The organism is Rosenbergiella metrosideri (assembly GCF_022602565.1).
GTDB classification, from domain to species: domain Bacteria; phylum Pseudomonadota; class Gammaproteobacteria; order Enterobacterales; family Enterobacteriaceae; genus Rosenbergiella; species Rosenbergiella metrosideri.
This window is the reverse complement of record NZ_JALBCV010000004.1, coordinates 56565-77423: the sequence shown is the minus strand read 5'-3', so window position 1 is coordinate 77423 and position 20859 is coordinate 56565. Positions and strand designations below refer to the sequence as shown.

The 20859-nt window shown below is 48.1% G+C and carries 15 protein-coding genes; 10 read left to right on the top strand and 5 right to left on the bottom strand.

The window, feature by feature from the left end:
• Nucleotides 1-434: 434 nt before the first annotated feature.
• The 3 genes from proP to MKR94_RS05995 form a co-directional block, all read right to left on the bottom strand.
• Complete coding sequence (proP, locus tag MKR94_RS06005; protein WP_241646224.1) at nucleotides 435-1940, bottom strand: glycine betaine/L-proline transporter ProP; 1506 nt, start codon at nucleotides 1938-1940, stop codon at nucleotides 435-437.
• A gap of 105 nt (nucleotides 1941-2045) precedes the next feature.
• Entirely contained in the window at nucleotides 2046-3773 is a 1728-nt protein-coding gene (locus MKR94_RS06000; RefSeq protein WP_241646120.1) for a thiamine pyrophosphate-dependent enzyme, read from the bottom strand.
• A 74-nt stretch (nucleotides 3774-3847) separates the two neighbouring features.
• Nucleotides 3848-5095, bottom strand: a complete 1248-nt coding sequence (locus MKR94_RS05995) for an aromatic amino acid transporter (RefSeq protein WP_241646119.1) — start codon at nucleotides 5093-5095, stop codon at nucleotides 3848-3850.
• Between the two features lie 335 nt (nucleotides 5096-5430).
• Between MKR94_RS05995 and MKR94_RS05990 the strand changes: the two genes are divergently transcribed.
• The 10 genes from MKR94_RS05990 to MKR94_RS05945 all read left to right on the top strand — a co-directional run bounded on the left by MKR94_RS05990 (nucleotide 5431) and on the right by MKR94_RS05945 (nucleotide 16985).
• Nucleotides 5431-6090 carry an OmpA family protein gene (locus tag MKR94_RS05990; RefSeq protein WP_241646118.1) on the top strand — a complete coding sequence of 220 codons (660 nt, stop codon included), beginning with the start codon at nucleotides 5431-5433 and terminating at the stop codon, nucleotides 6088-6090.
• Nucleotides 6091-6110: 20 nt separating this feature from the next.
• The gene (locus MKR94_RS05985; protein WP_241646117.1) at nucleotides 6111-6530 is read left to right on the top strand and encodes a DUF2382 domain-containing protein; all 420 of its coding nucleotides are present in this window, start codon (nucleotides 6111-6113) and stop codon (nucleotides 6528-6530) included.
• 9 nt (nucleotides 6531-6539) lie between these two features.
• Nucleotides 6540-7325 (top strand): YsnF/AvaK domain-containing protein, encoded by a 786-nt coding sequence (locus tag MKR94_RS05980; protein ID WP_241646116.1) that lies wholly within the window; start codon nucleotides 6540-6542, stop codon nucleotides 7323-7325.
• 151 nt (nucleotides 7326-7476) lie between these two features.
• Nucleotides 7477-8607, top strand: coding sequence for an efflux RND transporter periplasmic adaptor subunit (locus MKR94_RS05975; protein WP_241646115.1), 1131 nt, complete (start codon nucleotides 7477-7479; stop codon nucleotides 8605-8607).
• Between the two features lie 15 nt (nucleotides 8608-8622).
• Nucleotides 8623-11757, top strand: coding sequence for an efflux RND transporter permease subunit (locus MKR94_RS05970; RefSeq protein ID WP_241646114.1), 3135 nt, complete (start codon nucleotides 8623-8625; stop codon nucleotides 11755-11757).
• A complete protein-coding gene (locus MKR94_RS05965) occupies nucleotides 11750-13150 on the top strand; it encodes an efflux transporter outer membrane subunit (protein WP_241646113.1) in 1401 nt (466 codons plus the stop codon). The genes MKR94_RS05970 and MKR94_RS05965 overlap by 8 nt, the downstream gene beginning before the upstream one ends.
• Before the next feature lie 30 nt (nucleotides 13151-13180).
• Nucleotides 13181-13780: a TetR/AcrR family transcriptional regulator gene (locus MKR94_RS05960; RefSeq protein WP_241646112.1), complete on the top strand. Its 600-nt coding sequence runs from the start codon at nucleotides 13181-13183 to the stop codon at nucleotides 13778-13780.
• A 207-nt stretch (nucleotides 13781-13987) separates the two neighbouring features.
• Nucleotides 13988-15370, top strand: a complete 1383-nt coding sequence (locus MKR94_RS05955) for a nucleobase:cation symporter-2 family protein (protein ID WP_422047507.1) — start codon at nucleotides 13988-13990, stop codon at nucleotides 15368-15370.
• Nucleotides 15371-15460: 90 nt separating this feature from the next.
• Entirely contained in the window at nucleotides 15461-16123 is a 663-nt protein-coding gene (locus MKR94_RS05950; protein ID WP_241646111.1) for a YecA/YgfB family protein, read from the top strand.
• A gap of 19 nt (nucleotides 16124-16142) precedes the next feature.
• On the top strand, nucleotides 16143-16985 hold the full coding sequence (locus MKR94_RS05945) for a GNAT family N-acetyltransferase (RefSeq protein ID WP_241646110.1): 843 nt from the start codon (nucleotides 16143-16145) through the stop codon (nucleotides 16983-16985).
• 50 nt (nucleotides 16986-17035) lie between these two features.
• Here MKR94_RS05945 and rpoD read toward each other — a convergent pair whose 3' ends face one another.
• Together rpoD and dnaG are read right to left on the bottom strand one after the other, a co-directional pair.
• Nucleotides 17036-18880, bottom strand: a complete 1845-nt coding sequence (gene rpoD / locus MKR94_RS05940) for an RNA polymerase sigma factor RpoD (protein WP_241646109.1) — start codon at nucleotides 18878-18880, stop codon at nucleotides 17036-17038.
• A gap of 228 nt (nucleotides 18881-19108) precedes the next feature.
• Nucleotides 19109-20854 carry a DNA primase gene (gene dnaG / locus MKR94_RS05935; protein ID WP_241646107.1) on the bottom strand — a complete coding sequence of 582 codons (1746 nt, stop codon included), beginning with the start codon at nucleotides 20852-20854 and terminating at the stop codon, nucleotides 19109-19111.
• Nucleotides 20855-20859 lie beyond the last annotated feature (5 nt).

Sequence of the window (20859 nt, the reverse complement as noted above, 5' to 3'; positions counted from 1 at the left end):
ACATTAGTGGTCATTAACTCATCAAAAATTCCATTATTAATAATAAAATAGTTAACTGAATAAATAATAGGTCGCTAATTATCTTTTTTTGTCGAATATACAACCAATAAAAGAAAAAAATTCTATTAATCTCTTTATTTACTGGTGTGGAAACCACTTGATCTAAATAAACGAGCAAATTTTTTATTAACACTTAAGGTCACAAAACGTGTTCTAAATCAGCTTTCACCTTTTAATTATATGGTTTTAGCCCCTGCATGCCGCTCTACGATAACTCCTCCGGTTACCAATAGATGCCTTTATGACCACTATCGAGTCATTAAAGACGCTAAAACGTTATATCGTTATTATCGATAGAATAGGATGAGTGTGGGAGTTGAGGAGAGATGATAAGTGAAAAAACGGCTACTGTAGCGTAGCCGTTTGGGGGGGGGTTAGTGATTAATCTTTGGATGTTGATCGACTAAGTTACGACGTTTTTGTTTTAACTCTTCTATTTCTTGGTCAATATCTTCAATTCGCTGCTCAATACCATCGTGGTGTTCTTGCAGCAGCTCTTTTGCTTCTTCCAAAGAAGAGGCTGCAGGCGTTCCACCGTATAAAGGCTTATTAGCCGTCTCACGCATGGTAACTCCGGTAATGGCACCGATAATACCGACCACCACTAAATACCAACCGGGCATATAAAGATTACCGGTCGTTTCCACTAACCAAGCAGTGAGGGTTGGGGTGATACCTGCGATCAGAATCGAGATATTGTAAGTACTGGCGAGTGCGCTATAGCGAACCTCGGTCGGGAACATAGCGGGTAGCGTCGACGCCATTACACCAATTAAACAGTTAAGAATAATGGCTTGGATCAGGAGACCAAAAAATAGCGCCACTAAACTATGCTGGGTGATCAGCATAAAGGAAGGAATCGAGAATAATACCATCGCTACACTACCAATAATGATAAAGGGACGGCGCCCAAACTTATCACTCAGCAGCCCCATGATCGGTTGCACAAAGAGCATGGCGATCATGATCACGACGATAATAAATACGCCGCTGTTTTCCGAGTAGTGTAAGTCGTGGCTGAGGTAGCTAGGGACATAGGTTAATAGCATGTAGTACGCTACGTTGGTGGTAATGACGATACCGATGCAGGAAACAAGATTACGCCAGTGTTTACGGGCAACTTCTTTGAATGGAACGGAAGGTCCCTCGCTCAATCCCTGCTTAGATCCCTCTTCCAGTGATTCGACATGTTTTTGGAATGCTGGGGTCTCTTCTAAGGCGTGGCGAAGGTACAGACCGATAAGGCCGAGAGGCAGCGCCAAGAAGAACGGAATACGCCATCCCCAGTCATTGAACGTCTCTTGACCTAAGATTGCGTTTAATAGCACGACGACACCCGCACCACAGATAAAGCCGACTAGCGAACCGAAGTCGAGCCAACTTCCCATAAATCCGCGTTTTCGATCGGGAGAGTATTCAGCGACAAAGATGGAAGCGCCGGTATACTCTCCGCCAACCGAGAATCCTTGTACCATCTTGGCAATCAAAAGCAAGACGGGTGCCCAGATACCGATGGTGTTGTACGAAGGGATCAGGCCAATGCAGAAGGTACTGAGCGTCATCAATATAATGGTCATGGCAAGAATTTGTTGTCGACCATATTTATCGCCCAGTCTGCCGAAAAACATTCCGCCAATCGGGCGAACGATAAAAGGTACGGAGAAAGTGGCGAGAGCGGCGATGATCTGAATCCCCGGTGAAGCATGAGGGAAGAAAACTTTACCCAAGACAGTGGCGACATACCCATAGACACCAAAATCAAACCATTCCATAGCGTTGCCTAAGGCGGCGGCAGTGATTGCTTTTTTGAGCCGACTGTCGTCAATAATGGTGACATCACTCAGACCAATAGGTTTTACTTTTTTTCGTTTAATTTTCAGCATAGGCTTCCCTTAAGCAATTAAGACCCCGAATAAATCAAAGTTATAAGCATACACTACACTTCCCAACGCGTCGCTTTGGGAAGTAAATAATTAATTGACGTGTTATTTACCGAACTTCTGACTTATCTCACTCCCTACAAAGCTGGCGACATCGGCTAACCGGCCATGGAACAGTGCCTTGGTTGCGTACAGTGCCGTGTCGGCCACTTGTGTTAACGAGATTTCAGGCGGCATTACCAGCTCATTAGGATGGGTATGGACGTCTAACAGTGCGGGGCCAGGGTGAGCCAGAAAACGTGCTATGGCATCTTCCAAGGTTTCGGCTTCTATCACTTTCTGGCTGTAGAGGCCGATGGCACCGGCAACTTTGGCAAAGTTATCATTTTTCAGTTTGGTGTAATGATCGAGTAATCCTTCGACTTTCTGTTCAAGCTCGACGAAGTTTAATGACCCATTATTGATCACCACCAGTTTTACCGGTAATTCTTCCTGGACCAGCGTAAAGAGGTCGCCCAGAAGCATACTTAATCCCCCATCTCCACAGAGGGCAATGACTTGTCGTCCAGGAAAAGCGACTTGTAGGCCAATGGCTTGCGGCATTGCGTTGGCCATCGTGCCATGTAGCAGACTGGCGAGAGTCCGGCGGGTACCTAAGCTATCGATATGACGTAAAAGCCAGACCATTGCTGACCCGCCATCGGCGGTAAAGAGCGCATCTTTGGCTGCATGCTGGTTAAGTAGGCTTACCAGATATTGTGGATGAATAGGGTGGCCGGTCGCGCGCTGTTCTTCTTTATGGCGACGCTTAACGGATTCATCGCGCACTTTAGCAATCTGCTGAAAAAACGTATCGTTACTCTTGCTGTCGATCAGCGGAAGCAGTTCGCTGAGGGTATCGCTGACTCGGCCTACGGCACCGAAGGCGATGGGATGGCGTCGGCCTAAGTGCGTCGCCTGTTGGTCTATCTGGATGATGGTTGCGTTATCTGGGTAGAACTGCGACCACGCGAAGTCTGCGCCGAGCAGTAATAAGACGTCACATTGTTTGATTGCCTCGAATCCTGCCTCGCAGCCAAAGATCCCCGTCATTCCAACAGAATAGGGGTTGTCGTATTCGATAAAATCTTTGCCTCGAGAGGTATTGACGATCGGCGCCTTGATCTTGCCAGCTAAAGCGACTAAATCATCATGTGCTCCCTCACAACCCGCGCCAGCATAAATTGCGACACGCTTCCCTTTATTCAGTAGTGCGGCAATCGTTTGCAGTTCATGAGAATTTGGAATTAATTGAGGTTGGGGCTGCCAGATCGTTTGGCTGACGGCGCGTGTTTTCGCTTTACTGATATCCACCGGTACGACAACAACGGCGACCCCACGCTGATTGAGCGCTGCTTGGCAAGCACGCCGGATCACCGCAGGAGCTTGGTCAGCGGTGAGGATCTGTTCGCAAAATACCGAGCAACTTTGGTATATGGAAAGGAAGTCGACCTCTTGCGGGAAGTCATTACCAAGCAGTTCACTACTGATCTGGCTGGCAAGGAGGATAACCGGTGCGCGATTACGATGGCTTTCAAACAGACCGTTAATAAAATGTAAGCCACCGGGGCCGCAGGATCCCGCACAAGCGGTTAATCTATCTGCCATTAAGGCTTCAGCTCCAGCAGCAAAGCCTGCAACCTCTTCGTGACGAACGTGTAACCACTTTATGCTACTGCGACTCATTTCATCGGTAATGTAATTTAGCGTGTCGCCGACAACGCCATAACAGTGTTGCACACCAGCTCTTTCAAGTTGTTCAATGATGAGTGAAGCGACTGAACGTTCAGACATGATAGACCCCCAATGCAGATTTCAAATAAGTATAGTGCGGGTCAATCACTCTGCTCAGCGGTGAGCACATATCCCTAAAATAGAGGAAAAAGTTGCAGTTGGCTACCTACCCAGGCGACGATATTGAGTAAACCGAACACGACAACCAGCGTTATCGCGACCTGATGGCGCAGACGACGAGGTTTGCCCTGTGCGAAGCGTGAGTGGGCGTTCCATGCCAGCAGCGCCGGCGTAAAGAGTGCCCACAACGTTGCCAGAAGCCCCGCGTAACCGATGGCCAGTAAAAAGCCCTGAGGGAATAGGATCGAGGCGATTAACGGTGGACAAAAGGTGATCAGCGCGGTTTTTGCGCGTCCCGTTTTACTGTCAGCAAAACCAAGCTTATCGGCGACAAAATCGAAGAGTCCGACAGTCACTCCTAAGAAAGAACAAATCACCGCGAAGTGCGAAAAGATATCCAGTAGCAGCCCAAGGGATTTTTGTGGAATTCGGTCATGCATTGCTTGGATCAGCGCGTGTATATCGCCACCTTGGCGGCTAATTTCCGGAAAGTTTTGGCGCGGGATATTGCCCATGGTACAGGTTAACCAGAATAGGTAAATTACGAGCGCAAATAAGGTTCCGCCAATCAGTGCGCGTTTAACTTTGCGCTCATTACCTTGGTAGTAGCTGATTAGGCCGGTGATATTGCCGTGAAAGCCGAAAGAGGCCAGACAGAAGGGCACCACCGCTAACAAAAATGGCCAATAGGCTTTAGGATGTGGGAGAGGGTCTCGTGGCGTCAGCAGCTGTGAGAGGTCAACATGACGGATGAGTCCACCGAATAGCATAAAGAACAGCAAAAGCTTAGCCACCAGGCATAGGGTGATAAGCCGACTTACCCCTTTAGTCCCTAGCCAGACAACAAGCCCGACCACTGCAGTGAGCAATCCCTTGGCTTCAGCGCCATTTAAACCAAGGCCGAGCGTATTTAAGGATTGTTGGTATACGGGACCGCTCGCTGAAATATAAGCGTAGGTCAGGATACCCAACACAAAGACAATACTCAGGCCATTGATCCTTCCCCACCATTTAGGGGTAAGTGCTTGGGTCAGTGTATCGTAACCGGCACCGAGTGGAAAGTTGAGGCTCACTTCCATAAACAGCAACCCGGATAACAGCATACAGAACCAACTGACCACCAACATTAAGACTGACCAGCTATACCAAGCACCTGCCATCACCACTGGCAGTGTAAACATGCCTGCACCGGCAACGGTGCCACAGATTATCATTGCTCCCCAAGCACTGGATGGTGATGAGACGTTGTTGAAAGGGGCCATCTGTACTCCTCAATGAGAACGCTAAAAGGCGCAGACTATATCAGTTCTGCTGGCTGAGCACTAACAGAGAATAACTCCCTCATTTTCTTCATTTTTTGATTAATTTTTCTAATATTTTAACCATGCAGATAATTCTTAACTTAATTTTTTTTTAAATATCTTTTACTGAAAGCTATTATTGATTTCATAGAGTTATGATTTCTAAGACCTCAAAGTGAATTTTTTGTTTCTTGATCTAATGCAAGCTTGTTCTAGGATTAATATTAAGTTTACGGAATACGAAAACTATTTATTTTTTAACTTTACATGATGAGTTGAATTAATTGAGGTGATTTATGGACAAAAAAACTGACAAGAAATTTGTGGACCCAGTCGTTGATCAGCAAATTATTAAGCAGAAGAAAGGCAAAGGAATTTGGTGGTTACTTTTAGCCATCATCATCATTATTCTTGCTATTTGGTTTAGTACCCAGCGCAATAATAATGCTGCTACCCCGGCACCTTCATCCTCTCCGTCGGCAATGTCTCAACCTGCAGAACAACCAGCGGCTACGGATCAGTCTACGCCACCTGCAGCACCTGCTGCCGACAGTGACAATGCGTTAACTGCCCTGCAACATTACTTTGCAGGCGAAGGAAACGACGATAGCCAATGGATCGATTTAGACCAAGTGAGCTTCGCTACCGGCAATGCGACACCGTCAATTACCGATGAGCAGTCTTTAAATCAAGTGGCGACCCTAATTAGTCAACATCCAGACCATAATATCGTGGTACGTGGTTTTACGGATAGCACGGGCACTGAAGCTATTAACCAACCTCTTTCGGGCCAACGTGCTAACGCGATTAAAGATTGGTTAACCCAACATGGCGTTGACGGCTCCAAGATCACCATTGATGGTCAAGGTGCAGAGCATGCAAAAGCAAACAATGATACCGCCCAAGGTCGTGACCAAAACCGTCGAGTAGCGATTCAAGTGAAAGCGGCTCAATAAGTAATCGGGGAATAAGTGTGATGAATTCTGATAAACAACCAGAAATAAAGAACACTCCCAATGAACAGCCAGAGGATTTGATTATTCCTCTGGTGGAAGAAAGAGTTGAAATTGAAAAGAAACAGTATGTCAAAAGTCAATTTCAAGTTGAAAGAAAAACGGAAACCAAGAAAGTCGATATCAACGAAAAGTTAATGAGTCGGCAGGCAGAAATAAAACATGTCCCCATTGGTCAGTATATTTCTGATATTCCTAAAATACGTGAAGAGAATGGGGTTAAAATTATTCCCATCTTTGAGGAGCACATAGAGATAGTGAAGAAAATATATCTTAAGGAGGAGATTAGAATAGAGAGTCATGAGAGTGTAAACGAATTCAAATCCGAAGAAACGCTTAAGTATCAGACCGTTTCTCAAAAAAAAATATCCACCGATAAATGAGGTAAAAATATGTCTAGCGAAAAAATCGTCACATTATTTGATACAGTTGAACACGCACAAGCGGCTGAACGTAATCTCATTAAAGCTGACTTTAAAGAAAGCGATATCAGTGTGATCCATGGTCGTGACCTTGATAGTGACAGCACCGTTTTCAAAGATACGAGTATCTGGAAGCGCCTGTTTGGAAACGATGTTGAAGAAGAGCATGCTGAGCTGTACAGCGAAGCTCTTCACAAAAATGGTGCGGTGTTAACAGTCGTTGCACACGGTGAAGATGAGCATGCTAAAGCATTAGCTATCCTTAACCGTCATCAGCTGGTCGATGTCCCCGCGAAAGCACGCGGTACAGAAACCGCCGCAGCACCTGTTGCACCGACGCCACGTGATACCCGTCCTCACCTGACTGGTAATGAAACGAAAGATGAAATTCTGCAACTGGCGAAAGAAGAGCTGGAAGTGGGCAAGCGTTTGGTGAAAGAGGGTACCACGCGTATCCGCCGCTATGTAACGACTGAAGATGTTTCACAGAAGGTCAACCTTCGTGAGCAACACGCCGAAGTGGTACGTAATTCAGTCAATCGTCCTGTAACAGGCCAGAACATCGACTGGAGTGATAAAAGTGTCGTGGTCGACGAATTGGCGGAGAAGCCAGTCGTTAATAAAACCGCCCATGTCGTTGAAGAAGTGGTAGTGAAGAAAGTTAATACTAACCACGACGAAGAGATCAAAGACACTGTTCGTCAACAGCATGCTGAAGTTGAGCGTCTACACAACGAAGAAAATCTGAAGAAGTAATGCTCCAGTGAGTGACAGAACCCGGCGAAAGCCGGGTTTTTTTTATGTATTATTATCAAAGCGTAATGTTTTCGAAAATCACCCTAGGTTGACTTGAGAAATCGCCTACTTGAAATGAGAATGAATATTCTCATTCTTAGGGCTGGCCATCATGACACTCAGGTATTCACTTCTTTGCATCACGCTTTTTCTTACCGCCTGTGATAATTCTTCGCAGACTACACAGACTGCTTCCCCCCTTAGCGTTGAAGTTCTTACGCTTACTCCCCAACCGATAACGGTTAATGCTGATCTCCCCGGACGCCTTGCCTCAGTACAACAGGCAGAGGTCCGTCCACAAGTCGGCGGGGTTGTTATTAAGCGTCTATTTAAAGAGGGGACGGAGGTCAAAGCAGGCGAGCCGCTATACCTTATTGATCCGGCCACCTATCAAGCTGCGTATGAAAAAGCGAATGCCGAATTTATTGATAGTCAACGCATATACCAACGTTACCGACGCTTAGCGGCCGACCAAGCGGTGAGTCAGCAAGACCTTCAAACGGCGCAATCTACCTATTTACAGGCCAAAGCGGATAGAGATACCGCGAAGGTTAACTTGGGCTATACCCAAGTCCGGGCCAGTATTTCCGGCCGTATCGGGCGTTCGTCGATCACTCAGGGGGCCCTTGTCACCGCAGACCAAACTACTGCCTTGGCGACTATCACCCAGCTAAATCCGATGTATGTGGATATCACGGAATCTGCTAGCGATATGCTGGCGCTGCGTCGAGCCTTCGCCAGTGGGCAGCTCGAAAAAGTGGGCGATAATGCCGCTGGGGTTAAGCTTACCTTAGAAGATGGTAGCCAATACCCGCTGACAGGGCGTTTAGACTTTTCAGAGGTTCAAGTCGAGGAGGGGACGGGCAGTATCACCCTTAGAGCGACTTTTCCTAATCCTGATGCCATCCTGCTGCCTGGTATGTTTGTGCGCGCCAGATTAACCCAAGGTGTCGTACAGCGAGGAATACTGATCCCGCAGCGCGCAGTGTTACGTGATAGTCGTAACTTACCTTATGTCTATTTGGTGACTCAGGAGAACAAGGTGGTGCAGCGAGAAATCACCTTAGGGCAAATGCAACAAGGTCAATGGCAGGTCACTGCAGGGCTGCAAGCCGGTGAGAGGATTGCAACGAATCATGTGCAAGATTTAACGCAGGGAGATACCGTTAGCCCGCAATCCACTCAGTCCGCGGCGACGACCTCCTCGCTTTCCCTTTCCACGACTGATAAAGCCGCTCAGTGAAGGACACTTTAGCTTATGTCTCGTTTTTTTATTCATAGACCCGTCTTCGCATGGGTTATCGCCATCCTGATGGTTGTGGCCGGTATACTCGCTATTCGTGGGCTGTCGGTGAATCAATATCCGTCAATCGCACCCCCTGCCATTTCCATCAGTATCACTTATCCTGGAGCAAGTGCGGAAACGGTACAAAATACTGCCGTACAGGTTATCGAGCAGCAACTGACAGGTATCGATAATCTCCGCTATCTTGAGTCGAACAGTAATAGTGATGGCAGCGCGACGATTATCGCGACCTTTGAACAAGGTACGGACCCAGATATTGCTCAGGTCCAAGTACAAAATAAGGTCTCTGTCGCTGAAACCTCTTTACCCGAGGAGGTCACTGAGCAAGGCGTCACCGTCGCAAAATACCAATCCAACTTTATGATGGTGATTGGCTTAGTATCGAAAGAGGGAAAATTATCTGACGCTGACTTAGGCGATCTCTTAGTCTCAAAATTAGAAGATCCGATTGCGCGGACCAAAGGGGTTGGTGACTTTATGGTAATGGGATCTGAATACGCGATGCGCGTGTGGATGGATCCCAGTAAACTGTTTAAATATGGCTTGATGCCAAGTGATCTTTCTACCGCAATTGAGAACCAAAATACCCAAGTTTCTTCCGGTAAAGTGGGTGGGTTACCCACGGCTCCAGGCACGCAATACAGTGCCACCGTGGTCGGCAAAACCCGCCTCAATTCGGCGGAGCAATTTCGCAATATCTTATTGAAAGTGAATAGCGATGGCTCGCAGATCCGCCTTAAAGATGTCGCAAATGTCGATCTGGGACCGGAGGATTATAGTATATCCTCGACCTATAATGGGAAGCCCTCAGTCGGGATGGCATTACGCCTCGCTACCGGTGCCAACTTACTGGATACCGTGACCCGCGTTAGAGCCACGGTTGACCAGTTAAAAGGGTCACTTCCTCCAGGCGTGGAGATAGTGCTTCCTTATGATACCTCTCCAGTGGTCAGTGCCTCGATTCATGAAGTCGTTAAAACCCTGATCGAAGCAATCGTCCTTGTTTTCTTTGTGATGCTGATTTTTCTGCAGAATCTCCGTGCCACCGTCATTACTACCTTAGTCGTACCGGTGGTATTAATGGGCACTTTTTGCGTGCTTTACCTATTTGGCTACTCGATTAATACCTTATCGATGTTCGGAATGGTACTGGCCATCGGGCTACTCGTTGACGATGCCATTGTTGTGGTTGAAAACGTCGAAAGGGTGATGGAGGAAGAAGGACTTTCGCCACAAGCGGCCACGCTTAAATCGATGCAAGAAGTTCAAGGGGCGCTATTTGGTATCGCACTGGTACTCAGTGCCGTACTGTTACCGATGGCCTTTTTTGGGGGGTCCACTGGGATAATCTACCGTCAATTTTCGGTCACCATCGTTTCAGCGATGGCGCTGTCGGTGTTAACAGCGCTTATTTTCACCCCTGCATTGTGTGCAACCTTATTAAAACCGGTTGATCCGCAGAGAAAACAGCGCGGTATTGCGGGGATATTTAACCGTTCCTTTGCGCGAGGTACCGAGGCTTATACCCGTAGTGTCGGAGGGGTGATTAAGCGCCGCTGGCTCTTTGTTTGCCTTTATATCGGCCTTGTTGCAGGCACGGTGTACCTCTTCATCTCCTTACCTTCCACTTTCTTGCCTGAAGAAGATCAGGCCGTGTTAATGGTACAAGCCACCCTGCCACAGAATGCCTCTGCCGAGCGGACGCAAGCGGTGATCAAGCAAATCGATGACTACTTTTTAACGCAAGAAAAAGACAATGTTGATTCTGTCTTTGCCGCTAACGGCTTTAGCTTTGCTGGACGCGGACAGAATGGGGCAATTGCGTTTGTTAAATTAAAACTATGGCAAGACCGGCCTAAGGCCCAGCAAAACGTGTCAGCGATTGCCGCGCGAGCAATGGCGCACTTCGCACAAAATGGTCAAGCAAAGATTATCGTGATGGTCCCGCCTGCGGTGATGGAGTTGGGTAACAGCAGTGGATTCGATATGTATCTTGAGGACCAAGGCAATCAAGGACATGCCGCATTGATGCAGACCATGCAGAAGTTCCTGAAGATGACCAATCAAGATCCACGTTTATCGATGGTAAGACATAACGGAATGGATGACGAGGCACAATATCAGCTTTCTATCGATGAAGAGAAAGCGAAAGCGGATGGTCTCTCGGAAAGTGATATTAATAGTACGCTCTCGGCGGCTTGGGGAGGCAGCTATGTAAACCAATTCTTGTATAACGGGCGGGTTAAAAATGTCTATCTACAGGGGAGAGCCACCGCGCGTATTACTCCTGAAGATCTCAATAAATGGTATGTCCGGAATAGCAGTGGTGAGATGGTTCCCTTTTCGGCTTTCGGGGGGGGCTACTGGACGATGGGATCACCGCGTTACGAGCGATTTAATGGCGTTTCTGCGGTTAATATCCAAGGCTCTCCTGCTGATGGCTACAGCAGTAGCGATGCGGTGAAGGCGGTGGAGGAGATTGCCGCGAAGCTCCCTCAGGGCTACCCCATTGCTTGGCATGGTCTCTCCTATGAGGAACAGGCATCGGGTAGTCAGACGCCGCTGCTCTATGGCTTATCAGTATTAATCGTCTTTCTCTGTCTCGCCGCGTTGTATGAGAGCTGGTCCGTGCCATTTGCCGTGTTGCTGGTGGTACCGCTCGGTATCATCGGTACCGTAACGGCCGTGATGTTGCGAGACATTGCGAACGATGTGTTCTTCCAAGTGGGACTATTAACGACGGTCGGTTTAGCGGCGAAGAATGCCATCCTGATTATTGAGTTTGCAAAAGAGCTTACCGAACAGGGGCGGGGCGTTATTGAGGCAGCCGTGGAGGCCGCTCGTTTGCGTATTCGTCCGATCATCATGACCTCGATGGCCTTTATCTTGGGAGTATTCCCCTTAACGATATCTAACGGAGCCGGTGCGGGAAGCCAACACTCTATTGGGACGGCGGTGATTGGTGGAATGCTTTCGGCTACCTTTTTAGCCATTTTTATGGTGCCACTATTTTATGTGCTGGTTGTCTCTCTGACACAGAAAGTCACTCGTGCCCTCAGCTCAGCGAAGGATCACTCTCATGAATAAGCGTATCGCGTTAAGCCGTCTTAGCCTCGTCGGTCTACTACTGGTAAGTGGCTGTAATCTAGCTCCCCATTACCAGCGGCCTGCCGCCCCCATTACGCCACAATGGCAAGAGCCGTCGACCCAAGGGGCGAAAGCCTCATCGTTGGCATGGTCTCAATTTTTTACCGACCCTCGGCTACAACAGTTAATCCGCTTAGCCTTGGACAATAACCGTGATTTACGGGTTGCTGCATTAAACGTCGAGGGAGCGCGAGCACAGTTAGGGATTACACAAGCGGATCTTTTGCCGTCAGTCTCTGGGACGGCGACTAAAACGGCTGAACATTTACCGGCCAATCTCTATTCCACGCAAAGCAGTGGGCCGGTGACTTATCAGCAGTATGAAGCCACCGCTTCGGCGAGCTGGGAGCTCGATTTTTTTGGCAAATTACGTAATCTGCGTGAACAGTCACTGGAAGAATATTTGAGTTATCAGGCTACGCAACAAGCGACCCAGCTGTCGCTGGTAGCTGAAGTGGTTAGCGCTTACATTACTCTTGCGGCAGATAACGATTTACACCAAGTAGCCGCCGAGACGGTAGCCAGCCAGCAATACTCCTATAATCTGGTGCAGAAAAGACTTACAGCGGGAGTGGCTAATGAGCAAGATCTTTTACAGTCACGTACTGCGCTGGAGAGTGCCCAAGCGGATATTGTGCAGTACGATCGCGATCGCCGACAAGCGGCTTACGCACTACAGCTGTTACTTGGAACGACCTTACCCCCTCAGATTGCCAAGAATGCAAGCTTAACGTCGATCCATGTTTTCCCCGCACTGAGTAGCGAGCTGCCTTCTAGCGTATTGACACGCCGCCCAGATATTTTGGCTGCTGAACATACCTTGAAAGCGGCCAATGCCAATATTGGCGTGGCACGCGCGGCATTCTTCCCATCAATCTCCCTTACGGCGACCGGCGGTAGCTTATCGAGCAACCTCTCCTCATTATTAGGAGCGGGAACCGGTGGCTGGACCTTTGTCCCGACGCTTTCGCTGCCTCTTTTTGACGGTGGAAAAAATCAGGCCACGCTCGATCTCGCGAAAGTGACGGCGCGTAGCGATGTTGCAGCTTACGAAAAAGCTATACAAGTTGCCTTCCAAGAGGTATCTGATGCCTTGGTAGGTAAAGAAACCTATCAGAAAGAAGTGGGATTACGAGCGGCGGATGTCGCCACTAATCAACGCTATTACACCCTCGCGCAGCGGCGTTATCAGGAAGGAATGGACGGATATCTTGATGTACTGACGGCCCAGCGTTCTTTATACTCGGCGCAACAGACTTATTTGACAGTGCTTTCTTCCTCCCTCACACAACAAGTGACGTTATATAAAGTGTTAGGAGGCGGATGGCGCTAAGTAGCCTAGCTGCTGAGGAAATGCTCAACTATGATAGAACCCAAAGCATTATCGGTTCGCCAACAACAGCGCAAGGATGCGTTGATTGATATTGCCCGCAAGAGCTTTCAGCGAAATGGATTACATGGCACCACATTAGCGGTGATAGCCAAAGACTCAACGCTAAGTGTGGGACAGATCTACCGGATCTTCGTAAATAAAGAAGAGATAGTCGAAGCGGTGGTCAACCAAATTGTCAGTGAAAGGGTTGCACTATTTTTAGCGCAGAATCACGACTTGGAACAAAAAGCGGTACTATTGGCTCGCGCAATACCGCCTACCGACAGTCAACGGCTGGATGATGCGCTCTTGATGGAAATCAACGCGGAATCCCTTCGTAATCCTCGCTTATTGGCGATTTTACAACGAGCCGATCAGAAGATGAAAAACGAGGCGATCACGATGATCCGTCGACATCTGCCGCAGGTGAGTGAAGAGGCTTTAGCCGATAGTTCTGAACTGATTGCCATTATCATTGAGGGTGTCGCTTTTCGTCGACTGTATGAACAAACTCCGGCGCAGCGTAAGCGACTCATGCAGTGGTATAAGTCGTTATTTTTGGAGATTAATGCTGCTGCGCTGTCTCAGTGAATTGCCGCGCTTTGGTGCATAGGGAGTGAGCGATGCATAATCATTGTGCAATCGCTCCACTTAGGGGGGCAGAATCGCTCGGTCTGATATTTTAGTTTCATAATTAACGCTTATGTTTCAATAAATTATTTTTTAAATAAGATATTGTCGAGAATTTGGCCTAGAAATTGCAAAAATAATTTCATTGCAACTATTGGAGCCAAGATCATGGAACAGCCAACTCGCCAACATCAACTTCTCTACGGATTAAACGAGAAAATGCCGTTTACGGCGGGTCTGTTTACCGCGATCCAACATATTTTGGCGAGCATTGTTGGGGTCATTACGCCTCCTTTAATTATCGGCTCCACTCTAGGACTCAATAGCTACTTACCTTATTTAATTAGTATGTCGTTGTTTGCTTCAGGCTTAGGCACCATGGTGCAAGCCGGCCGCTTTATGAAGGTTGGTGCCGGCATGATCTGTTTACAAGGCACCAGCTTTGCGTTTTTAGGCGTCATCATCTCCGGCGGGTTGGCGATGAAACAGCAAGGGGCTTTACCCGAAGATATTTTGGCGATGATCTTTGGATCGAGCTTAGTCGCCGCCTTGATCCCGATTATTGTCAGCCGTTTTATCCATCTTTTTGCTAAGGTCCTGACGCCGCTAGTGACCGGTATTGTTATTGTATTAATAGGGATTAGCCTAGTAAAAGTGAGTATCACCGACTGGGGCGGCGGGGCGACAGCCACAGACTTCGGCGCGCCCTCACACTTAGTTCTTGGGGGAATTACCTTAGCGGTGATTATTGCCCTTAATTGCTGTAAGTCGCCTTGGTTACGTCTCTCCTCTATTGTGAGTGGTATTGTGCTAGGTACCGCAATAGCTGCTTGGCAGGGAAGTTTCCACCCACAACTGGCACTCAATGGCCCGGCGATAACATTACCTATTCCTTTTCGTTTTGGATTTGCCTTTAGTTGGAGCATGTTTATCCCCATCGCATTAGTCGCCTTGATTGCAATTATTGAAGCTGTCGGCGATTTAACCGCTAACTGCATGATCTCTCAGCAGCCTCTTGAGGGCCCTGAATACACTCGTCGTATCAAGGGCGGGATTATTGGCGACGGTGTCAGTTGCTTAATTGCGGCAACGTTCAACTCGTTCCCTAATACGACCTTTGCGCAGAATAACGGGGTGATTCAAATGACCCAAGTGGCCAGCCGCTACGCTGGGTATTGGATCGGTGGGCTTTTACTGCTGCTCAGTTTTTTCCCCATGTTTAGCCATTTATTACAACAACTCCCTAAACCGGTACTGGGGGGGGCGACCTTGGTGATGTTCGGTAACGTAATTGCCGCTGGAATTCGTATCATGACACGTGAAGCTTTGGACAATCGCAGTATGCTGATTATCGCTATCGCGTTTGGGGTTGGGCTGGGTATTGAGGCGCAACCAGAGATTATTCGTGGTTTACCCGTCTTCTTACAAAGCTTACTGCATGGTGCAGTGACCAGTGGCGGGCTAGTAGCGATACTGTTGAATATCGTGCTGCCTAAAGCCGGTTTGGCCCCTTTTAAGGCTAAAGTGATGCCCGTCACCCACGTGGAATAAGTCAGCTAAGTTTAGCGCGCTTATCGCTTCGCTGTTATGATAGAACTTTCAGGCGCTCCTTGCGCCTGTTTTTTTTGCGGAGAAGAGAAAATGAAACAAGGCCCCCTCACAGAAAACGAATTGCAATGGCTTGATGACACGCTAGAGCAGTATGCAAGTGAACATTCAGTGATTGATGTCTCCGAACTGGATGGCTACCTCACCGCCATTCTTTCTGCTCCGGTCGCGATTGAGCCTGAATTTTGGATGGTTGCGTTATGGGGTGGCGAAAAGCATATCCCACAATGGAAAACGACGCGCGAGCGCGATCGCTTCATGGATCTTACGTTCCAACATATGGCGGATATCGAAGAGCGTCTGGTGGATTTTCCTGAACAATTCGAACCGCTTTTTGGTGAGCAAGAGTTGGAAGGCCAAAGCTTTACGGTTATCGGCGATTGGTGCTACGGCTATATGCGCGGTATCGGTCTGGCACAGCTGCCGCCTGTCTCAGAGCAATTAGCGTCTGCATACCAATTAATCGCCTTACATGGTGCTGAAGCGCAGGCTGAGCAAGTCAATGCCCTGACGGCGGAGCAGTTTGAACAGCATATTGAAGCCCTTCCGGCAGCCGTACTCGACCTATATCAGTATTGGTCATTTCAGGCACAGCAAAATGCGCCACAACCGAAGATCGTTGAGACTAAAGTTGGCCGTAACGAGCCCTGTCCTTGTGGCAGTGGGAAAAAATTTAAGCAGTGCTGTCTTCATTAACCATTGAGGTCGCCTCTCGATGCTGATACGCAGGTTAACTTATACTGATGCTGAAAAAGGGTTCCGTCTCACGCAACAATGTCGATGGCCCCATCGCTTGATAGATTGGCAGTTGTTGTTAACACTGGGCGAAGGCTATGCTATGGAACATGATGGCCAAGTCATCGGGACGGCTATGGCTTGGCGCTGGGGAGAACATTATGCCTCGGTGGGGGTCGTGGTGGTGGATAATGCTTGGCAAGGGAAGGGGATTGGAAAGCAATTAATGCAGACCCTAATGGCTGACTTTCCCGACCAGCAACTGCGACTGCATGCTACCCAACAGGGAGCCATACTGTATGAGAAATTGGGCTTCACCGCCCGCGGCGCCCTATCACAGTTCCAAACTCCTCAACTTGCGTTGATCTCGCCACCGGTTTATCCCCAAGGCGTAGAGGTCAGGTTAGCCACGACTGAAGATTGCTCGCAGGTCGAGCAGTTGGCTTATCGTGCAACTGGCATGCCTAGGCCGCAGCTCTACGACTATTTGCTTCATAAGCAACGTATCTTTGTGTTGAGTGACTTGCAGGGAGAGATTGTGGGCCTTATGGGATGTCACCGCTTCGGCCGAGGATTCTCGCTCGGGCCTTGCTATATCAACGATAGCAGTAGGCTAACAGTGCTTTTACAAGCCGTTTTGAGCCAGCTAACGGGTGAGTTTGTGCGGCTGGACATTGATGAGCGGCTGCTAGACGAAGCAGTGTTAACGCAGTGGGGCCTGCAACGGGTCGATATCCCTCAAATCATGGTCAGGGCCGGGCAGGTTCCCGCTTTTACGCCAACCGCCATCGAAGTGACTGTTATGACGCCAGCCTTAGGCTAGGCGAAAAAAAACCCTTCACCAGGAAGGGCTTTATATTACGCTAGACTAGCTTATTCATCTAGGAAACTGCGCAGAACTTCTGAGCGGCTTGGATGACGCAGCTTACGTAACGCTTTGGCTTCGATCTGACGGATACGCTCACGCGTGACATCAAACTGTTTACCGACTTCTTCAAGAGTATGGTCAGTGTTCATATCAATACCAAAACGCATACGCAGGACTTTCGCTTCACGGGCAGTCAGACCGGCCAACACATCGTGAGTGGCTGAGCGCAAGCTCTCTGAGGTTGCCGAATCGAGTGGCAGCTCAAGTGTGGTATCTTCAATGAAATCGCCTAAGTGCGAATCTTCATCATCACCAATTGGTGTTTCCATGGAGATTGGCTCTTTAGCAATTTTTAACACCTTACGAATCTTATCTTCAGGCATTAGCATGCGTTCAGCTAACTCTTCTGGAGAAGGTTCACGTCCCATCTCTTGCAGCATTTGCCGTGAAATACGGTTTAGCTTGTTGATGGTCTCAATCATATGTACCGGGATACGAATGGTACGCGCTTGGTCAGCAATCGAACGCGTAATCGCTTGTCGAATCCACCAGGTTGCGTAAGTTGAGAACTTATAGCCGCGACGGTATTCGAATTTATCCACAGCCTTCATCAAGCCGATGTTACCTTCCTGAATTAGATCCAAGAATTGTAAGCCACGGTTGGTATATTTTTTCGCAATAGAGATAACAAGACGTAAGTTTGCTTCGACCATCTCTTTCTTCGCACGGCGGGCTTTTGCTTCACCGATTGACATACGACGGTTGATATCTTTCACTTGCTCGATAGTTAGGCCTGTCTCAGCTTCAATCTGAACCAGCTTCTGTACAAAACGTTGGATCTCTTCTTCATTTTTCTTCAGCGCTTCGCCCCAAGGTTTTTTCATTGCCAGTGCGGCTTCGAACCAGGTTGGACTGGTTTCGTTACCCGTAAACAGGGTAATGAAGTTCTTTTTCGGCATTTTGCTGAATTCAACACAGATCTTCATGATAGTACGTTCTTGCAGGCGAACGCGATCCATCATTTGACGCATGTTGTTGACGAGATAATCGAATTGTTTTGGCACTAAACGGAACTGCTTAAAGACCTCAGAAAGATTATTAATTTCTGCGGCAGCGTCTTTGTGGCTACGCCCTTTAGCTTTGATCACATCACGAGTTTTCTCGTATTGGGTACGGAGTTCTGTGAATTTCTCACGTGCCAACTCTGGATCGATGGAGTTATCGTCTTCGCTATTATCGTCGTCGCCATCTTCGTCTTCATCTTCGTCATCATCACGGTCTTCTTCAGACAGCTCAGAGCCGACATGGGTCGCAGTAGGAGCGATGTCTTCTTCAGCGTTAGGATCAACGAATCCAGTAATAATATCGGAGAGTCTTGCTTCTTCAGCTTCCACTCGGTCGTACTGTTCCAGCAAGTAAGTAATCGCTTCTGGATATTCAGCAACCGAACATTGCACTTGGTTAATCCCATCTTCGATACGCTTAGCGATATCGATTTCACCTTCACGGGTTAACAGTTCAACGGTACCCATTTCACGCATATACATGCGTACTGGGTCAGTGGTACGGCCAATTTCCGATTCAACACTGGACAGCACCTGAGCAGCCGCTTCTGCAGCATCTTCGTCAGTATCTGTGCTGTTTTCATTTAGCATCAAGTCATCGGCATCAGGCGCTTCTTCCACAACCTGAATACCCATGTCGTTGATCATCTGAATGATGTCTTCAATCTGATCGGAGTCGACAATATCTTCCGGCAGATGGTCATTGACCTCAGCATAGGTCAGATAGCCTTGCTCCTTACCACGGGTGACAAGTAGCTTGAGCTGTGACTGCGGGTTTTGCTCCATAAGACGGTATCCACACTTCTGTTAGTATAAAGAGGTAATTGGCAGAACCAATTAAACTATAAAGGCGTTTAAGGGGCTGCAGCCTTTGCGCAGCAACGGGCATCAGCCCTCAATAATCGGCACTTAAGCCGCAGGATAATAAGTACTTTTGCAATTCTGTAACTGTCATTATAGTGCCACTCTGCTGATTATGTCAGAGTGATGACGCAATCTTTGCCAAGATTCTGGCTATTTTTTCGCTAATGCGGTGACAAGCGCTTGTAACTCTTGTCGTTCTGTTCTGTTTAATCCCGCGGTACGTTCGCGAGCGATCAGCGATTCTAAACGCTGTTCAAGGGCAATATTGTAAATACTGGCAAGAGAGTCGATAAATACAGCCTCAACTTCTTCATCTACTATCATATGGTGCCAAGTAGCCAGTGTTTCAAGGGTTGGGCGCAATTCGTTATCACGATAATGCTCCACTATTTGTCCGGTAGTGATCCCTGGGTGTGCCGTACAGAAGGTCACAAGCTCTATAAACAGTGGCAACCCAGGTAAATTAACGTCTTTTAGTGCATCCAAAACCGGAACGGCACTGACTAAGCTCGGGCGCTGGAGTAATAATGCAATCAGCACTCGCATAGTGGTACGCTTCAACGTGGGAGCAGGCGTTGAGCCTTGAGTCGCTCCCTGTTGTGGCAGCAACTTCTCTAACTGCTGATCGTCCAAAATACCGAGCTTTTGTCCCAGTACTTGCCGCAGGTAAATCCGTAATGTTCCGCCGGGAACTTGGTTAATCAAAGGTATAGCAAGATGGCTCAACCTTGCTCTTCCTTCACGACTACTGAGGTCAACCTGCGGCAATAAGGTATCAAACAGGAAATCAGACAGGCTGGTCGCGTGGTTAATCCGTTGTTCAAATGCCGCCTTACCCTCTTTACGAATCAGCGTATCGGGGTCCTCTCCATCCGGCAGAAACATAAATTTCAATTGCCGCCCATCGTTAAGATAGGGCAGGGCTGTTTCGAGTGCCCGCCAAGCTGCTTCACGTCCCGCACGGTCACCATCGTAGCAGCAGACAATATTCTCCGTATTCCGGTAGAGTAATTGAATGTGTTCACTGGTGGTTGAGGTCCCGAGCGAGGCAACAGCGTAATCGACACCATATTGCGCTAAGGCGACAACATCCATATACCCTTCTACCACCAGGATATGGGCTGGAGCGTTATGAGCTTGGCTTACTTCATACAGGCCATAGAGCTGGCGACTTTTATGGAAAATCGAGGTCTCGGGCGAGTTTAAATACTTAGGGACTTCATCGTTAAGGACGCGCCCACCAAAGCCAATAACTCGGCCACGTTTATCACGGATTGGAAACATAATGCGATCACGAAAGCGGTCATAATGCTGACCATTCTCTTTGGTGACCAACATACCGGCTTCGACTAAAGATTGCCGATCGTCATTATTTTTACCAAATCGTTTAAGCGCATTATCCCATCCAGCGGGGGCATAACCAATCGCAAATTGCGAGGTGACTGCTGCGCTAAGACCTCGTTTTTCGAGATACTCTGCAGCCGATGAGGAGGTCGATTGGGCGAGTGCCTGTTGATAAAACTGGCTTAATCCATCCAGTAATTGATACAGGCTCTGCCGTTTATGACGCTCCATCGGCGTCGCGGATTGCCCGGTTTCGTGAGGAACCTCTAAGCCATGTAAGGTGGCTAATTCTTCGATCGTTTCGACAAAGTCGAGTCGGTCAAAGTTCATCAAGAAATCGATAGCATTTCCGTGTGCACCACAGCCGAAGCAATGGTAAAACTGCTTGTCGCCGTTGACAGTAAAAGAGGGTGTTTTTTCATTATGGAAGGGGCAGCAAGCGTGAAAGTTTTTACCTTGTTTCTTGAGGCGTACTCGCGCATCGACGATGTCGACAATGTCGGTTCGCGCTAACAAGTCATTGATAAAACTACTTGGTATTCTACCAGCCATGACAC

Bases quoted from the DNA above. Each gene is read 5' to 3' on its own strand.
- MKR94_RS05945 (WP_241646110.1), top strand. From the start codon at position 16,143: ATGCTGATACGCAGGTTAACTTATACTGATGCTGAAAAAGGGTTCCGT.
- MKR94_RS05975 (WP_241646115.1), top strand. From the start codon at position 7,477: ATGACACTCAGGTATTCACTTCTTTGCATCACGCTTTTTCTTACCGCC.
- MKR94_RS05990 (WP_241646118.1), top strand. From the start codon at position 5,431: ATGGACAAAAAAACTGACAAGAAATTTGTGGACCCAGTCGTTGATCAG.
- MKR94_RS05950 (WP_241646111.1), top strand. From the start codon at position 15,461: ATGAAACAAGGCCCCCTCACAGAAAACGAATTGCAATGGCTTGATGAC.
- rpoD (WP_241646109.1), bottom strand. From the start codon at position 18,880: ATGGAGCAAAACCCGCAGTCACAGCTCAAGCTACTTGTCACCCGTGGT.
- MKR94_RS05970 (WP_241646114.1), top strand. From the start codon at position 8,623: ATGTCTCGTTTTTTTATTCATAGACCCGTCTTCGCATGGGTTATCGCC.
- dnaG (WP_241646107.1), bottom strand. From the start codon at position 20,854: ATGGCTGGTAGAATACCAAGTAGTTTTATCAATGACTTGTTAGCGCGA.
- MKR94_RS05985 (WP_241646117.1), top strand. From the start codon at position 6,111: ATGAATTCTGATAAACAACCAGAAATAAAGAACACTCCCAATGAACAG.
- MKR94_RS05980 (WP_241646116.1), top strand. From the start codon at position 6,540: ATGTCTAGCGAAAAAATCGTCACATTATTTGATACAGTTGAACACGCA.
- MKR94_RS05960 (WP_241646112.1), top strand. From the start codon at position 13,181: ATGATAGAACCCAAAGCATTATCGGTTCGCCAACAACAGCGCAAGGAT.
- MKR94_RS06000 (WP_241646120.1), bottom strand. From the start codon at position 3,773: ATGTCTGAACGTTCAGTCGCTTCACTCATCATTGAACAACTTGAAAGA.
- MKR94_RS05955 (WP_422047507.1), top strand. From the start codon at position 13,988: ATGGAACAGCCAACTCGCCAACATCAACTTCTCTACGGATTAAACGAG.
- MKR94_RS05995 (WP_241646119.1), bottom strand. From the start codon at position 5,095: ATGGCCCCTTTCAACAACGTCTCATCACCATCCAGTGCTTGGGGAGCA.
- MKR94_RS05965 (WP_241646113.1), top strand. From the start codon at position 11,750: ATGAATAAGCGTATCGCGTTAAGCCGTCTTAGCCTCGTCGGTCTACTA.